Below are 1,507 nucleotides of genomic sequence, written 5' to 3' on the forward strand. Positions count from 1 at the left end.
CGAGATTCAGAGGAAATAGAAATTTTATCCATTAAAAATACGTTTCATAAGTTACTTACTTGATATTAATAGAATTCCAATATTGTATAATTAAATCAAAGATGACACTGGGATCAGGAGGATTTATTATGGTTAATAATGTAGCTGTTAAAGTCTCAAATCTTTCAAAAGAGTTTTTGTTAGGACAAGACAAAACTGTTTCTATTTTGAAAGATATTTCTTTATCTGTCAATTATGGAGATTTTGTATCAATACTTGGTGTCAGTGGTTCTGGAAAGTCTACTTTGCTAAGTTGCTTATCAAGTTTATCTGAACCAACAAGTGGCGAAGTTGTTATCAATGGTGTAAATCCATACACCTTAAAAGAAGGGAAGCTTGCTCAATTTAGAAGGCAAGATATTGCAATAATTTTTCAAAACTATAATCTGGTACCCGCTCTACCTGTACTAGAAAATGTTACACTTCCTCTGAGACTCTCAGGAAAGAGTGTTGATAGCAATAAAGTAAAAAAAATGTTGGATAGTTTGAATTTTAAAGCAGAACTATCATCATTAGTTGCTACCTTATCAGGTGGAGAACAGCAAAAAGTGGCTATTACTCGTGCAATAATAGCTGATAGTAAAATTATTTTTGCTGATGAGCCAACAGGAGCTCTGGACAGCGTCTCAAGAAAACTTATTTTTGAAACACTTCGTAATTTAGCGAGTCAAGGAAAATGTGTTTTTATGGTTACTCATGATATTGAGTTGGCTTCAAAAACTGACAGAGCACTGATTTTAAAAGACGGAAAAATATCTCAACAAATTATTAAACCTTCAGCTGATGAGCTCTACCAAGCACTTGAAAGTAGTAAAGATTAATTTGAGGAGGATTTATTATGCTAAAATTAATCATTTACCAATTTCAGTACTCAAAAAGACAATGGTTAGGAACAATACCATTACTATTTGTATCAAGCCTGATTGTTGGAACATCTTTATTTGGTATTGCTAGTTCAATCAAGACTGCTAATATTAACGCTTCACAACTTTTTCAAATGCTAATAATTTTTGGCGGGACTACTCTATTTTTCCTTATTTCAAATAATATAAGACTGCTAATAGATATCTTTAAAAAGGATTACCAATTGTGGGCTATCTTAGGCGCAAGCAGAACTCAGCTATCTTTATTAGTATCTGGACAGTTTTATTTAATGGCAGTGATTGTTAGTAGTATTGGTACAATACTTTCATTTATCATGGCAGATAGTTACTACAAATTTTTACAAAATTTATTAGGAAGAGATGAGTTACCTGATTTAGTTATTACAGCCAACATTCAATCAATTTTATTGAGTGTTTTCATAGTCCCAACAATTGTCGGGATAGGGGCTTACTTTTATTCAAGTCGAATACTTAAAATATCATCAATATTAAAACCAAAAAAGAAAAAAAGAAAAGTTACAGTAGCTGGATTTGTTAACATCTCTGTTCGTTTATTCCTATGGTTACTATGTATAGGTTCTATT

At 31.6% G+C, this 1,507-nt stretch carries 1 protein-coding gene and 1 pseudogene; both read left to right on the plus strand.

The genetic code is table 11. The annotated features are described in order from the left end of the window. The first annotated feature begins 128 nt into the window (after positions 1-128). A complete protein-coding gene (locus ACWPV5_RS10175; protein ID WP_023942496.1) occupies positions 129-860 on the plus strand; it encodes an ABC transporter ATP-binding protein in 732 nt (243 codons plus the stop codon). A gap of 17 nt (positions 861-877) precedes the next feature. Then, positions 878-1,507: pseudogene (locus ACWPV5_RS10180) on the plus strand (beta-carotene 15,15'-monooxygenase); the annotation flags it as partial.

The organism is Streptococcus sp. Marseille-Q7156 (assembly GCF_965119495.1).

Coding starts and splice junctions, on each gene's coding strand:
- ACWPV5_RS10175 (WP_023942496.1), top strand. CDS start 129: ATGGTTAATAATGTAGCTGTTAAAGTCTCAAATCTTTCAAAAGAGTTT.